This is a genomic window from Streptomyces sp. NPDC056948, assembly GCF_042674225.1.
Lineage (GTDB): Bacteria > Actinomycetota > Actinomycetes > Streptomycetales > Streptomycetaceae > Streptomyces > Streptomyces purpurascens.
Map to the genome: position 1 here is coordinate 1 of NZ_JBHUQX010000692.1, position 2,889 is coordinate 2,889.

At 71.7% G+C, this 2,889-nt stretch carries 3 protein-coding genes; 2 read left to right on the plus strand and 1 reads right to left on the minus strand.

The window, feature by feature from the left end; all coding sequences use genetic code 11:
- Positions 1-80: 80 nt before the first annotated feature.
- On the plus strand, positions 81-1,316 hold the full coding sequence (locus ACFTZL_RS43560; RefSeq protein ID WP_382595781.1) for a sensor histidine kinase: 1,236 nt from the start codon (positions 81-83) through the stop codon (positions 1,314-1,316).
- Entirely contained in the window at positions 1,313-1,993 is a 681-nt protein-coding gene (locus ACFTZL_RS43565; RefSeq protein ID WP_382595784.1) for a response regulator, read from the plus strand. Before ACFTZL_RS43560 ends, ACFTZL_RS43565 begins: the two co-directional genes overlap by 4 nt.
- Before the next feature lie 8 nt (positions 1,994-2,001).
- Here ACFTZL_RS43565 and ACFTZL_RS43570 read toward each other — a convergent pair.
- On the minus strand, positions 2,002-2,889 hold an 888-nt coding region (locus ACFTZL_RS43570), incomplete at its 5' end, for a serine hydrolase domain-containing protein (RefSeq protein ID WP_382595787.1).

The following is a 2,889-nucleotide window of genomic DNA, read 5'->3' on the forward strand; positions in this document are numbered from 1 at the left end:
GCGAAGGACACGGGCGGCCCCTCGGGCGTTCCCGCCCGAAGTCGACCACGATGGTCCCAGCCCACCGACCGGAGAGCCCGATGAACATCAGTGTGGAGCGGCGGTACGCGGATCGCCTCGAGGAGTTCTCGGCACGCCACCCCTTCCTCATCGACCTGGCGATGGTCCTGGCGCTGCTCGGCTGCACGGCCCTCGGCGGCTCGCTGACCATGCCCGGGGCCGCCCCGCCGGACCAGGACAAGACCGCCACCGTCCTCTCGGGAGTGGCCTGTCTCGTCCTGCTCAAGCACCGCACGCACCCGCGCGCCTGCGTCGTCGTGGCCGGGGGCTGCACGGTGGCCGCGATCGCGCTCGGCTACCTGGTCACGCCCCTGCTGCTGGCGCCGATGATGGCGGCCCTCTACTGGCTGGCCGCGCTCACCGACCCCAAGGCGACCCGCGTCTACGGCCTCACCATCGTGGTGGCCGTGACCCTCGCGGCCGTGTTCTCCGACTCCATGAACCATGTCTCGCTGCTGCTCAAGACGATCGGCCCGATCTTCTGGCTGCTGCTGCCCCTGGCCGCGGGCAAGACGACCCAGCTACGGCGTGCCTACCTCCAGTCGGTGCAGGCCCGCGCCGAACACGCCGAGCGCACCCGGGAGGAGGAGGCCCGCCTGCGCGTCACCGAGGAGCGGATGCGCATCGCCCGGGAACTCCACGACGTGGTCGCCCATCACATGGCCCTGGCCAACGCCCAGGCCGGCACGGCGGCACATCTCGCCCTCACCAACCCCGAGCAGACCCAGAAGATCCTCACCGACCTGACCGGCACCACGTCCTCCGCGCTGCGGGAGCTGAAGGCCACGCTCGGCCTGCTGCGTGACAACGACGCCGACTCCGGCTCCCCGGGGCTGGAACCGTCCCCGGGCCTGGGCCGGCTGCCCGAGCTGGTCTCGGCGTGCGAGTCGGCGGGCCTGGAGGTCACCGTCGCGACGGAAGGGGAGCCGCAGCCGCTCTCACCGGGCGTCGATCTGACGGCCTTCCGGATCGTGCAGGAGGCCCTCACCAACGTCACCAAGCACGCCGCCGCCGAGGCCGCCCAGGTCCGCCTCGAATACACCCACTCCCGCCTGCTGATCACGGTCCTCAACGAGGGCCCCAGCAAACCGGAGGCTGCCCAGGGGCGCGGCTTCGGCGTCATGGGCATGCGCGAACGCGCCCAGTCCATCGGCGGCGAGCTGTGCGCGGGGCCCCGCCCCCACGGCGGTTTCGAGGTCACCACCGCGCTGCCGCTGCAAGCCTCCCCCGGCCTCCCGGAAGGAACCACGCCATGAGCATCAGGGTGCTGCTCGCCGATGACCAGGCCCTGCTGCGGGCCACGTTCCGGATCCTCATCGACTCCTGCGCGGACATGGAGGTGGTCGCCGAGGCCTCCGACGGCGCGGAGGCGGTGGAGCTGACCCGCGCCCACCGCCCCGACATCGTCCTCATGGACATCCGCATGCCCGGCACCGACGGCCTCGCCGCCACCGCGACCCTCTGCGCCGACCCGGAGCTGTCCGCCACCCGCGTCCTCATCCTGACCACCTTCGAGACCGAGGACTACGTCGCCGAGGCCCTGCGCGCCGGTGCCAGCGGCTTCCTCGGCAAGGACGTCACCGCCGACACCCTGCTGACCGGTCTGCGCACGGTGGCCTCCGGCGAGTCCCTCCTCTCACCCGCCGCCACTCGCTCCCTCATCACCCGCTTCCTGCTGGCCCCCGCCCCCGGCACCCATCTGGCACCGCCGGAACGCCTGGCGGACCTCACGGTCCGCGAACGCGAGGTGATGGCCCTGGCCGCGGACGGCCGCTCCAACACCGAGATCGCCGAGGACCTGACTCTCAGCCCGCTGACCGTGCGCACCCACATCCACCGGGCCATGACCAAGCTGAACGCCCGCGACCGTGCCCAACTGGTCGTCATCGCCTACCAGACGGGGCTGGTGCGGGCGACGCCGCCCGCGGGGTGAGGGGGCCGCTACGGCCTGCCGTAGGTCGCCACCATGATGGCCTCGGCCACCTTGTTCATGTCCTGGCCCTTGGCGTCGGTGGAGTTGACGCTGTAGACGAGGGTGCGGGAGCCGTTGCGGGTGCCGGCGATGGCCGCGTTGTAGCCCCAGCGCCCGCCCGTCTTGCCCCACACCTCGCGCCCGCCCAGCACCTTCATCGACAGACCCGAGGCGTACGCGGCCGGCTTCCCGGTCTTGGAGTCGGTCACCTTCGGCAGGGTGAACATCTCCTCCAGCAGCGGCCCGCGCACGACCCGGCCCTCGAACAGGGCCTGGGTGAACCGCTCCAGGTCCGCCGTGGTCGACACGATGTCCCCGGCCGCCCACCCGTCCGTGACCCCCCACACGGTCACGTCGCGGAGCCCGACCGTGCCGTCGTCCAGCCGCATCCTCTGGTAGCCGCGGTTGTGCGGTCCGACGATCCGCGGGTTCGCCCCCGGGAAGTAGGTGTCGCACAGCTTCAGCGGTTTGAGCACCCGTTCGGCGACCTGATCCTCGTACGAGTCGCCGGTGACGCGCTCGATGAGCAGACCGGCGATCGTGTAGCCGATGTTGAGGTAGTGCTGTCGCTCGCCCGGCGCGAACTCCGGCTGCTTCGACGTCGCCGAGCGGACCATCTCCCGGGGGTCGTAGACGTGGAAGCGGTTGGCGTACGCCTCCTCGACCGTGGTGCCGGGGAAGTCGGGGGCCGGGATGCCGTGCGTGTGGTTGAGGAGCTGCCGGACGGTGACGCCCGCGTACGACGCCGGGATCAGGTCCGGCAGATACGAGCGGGCACTGCGGTCCAGGTCCAGCTCGCCCTCGGAGGCCAGTTGCAGGACGACCGCCGCCGTGAAGACCTTGGTCACGGAACCGGC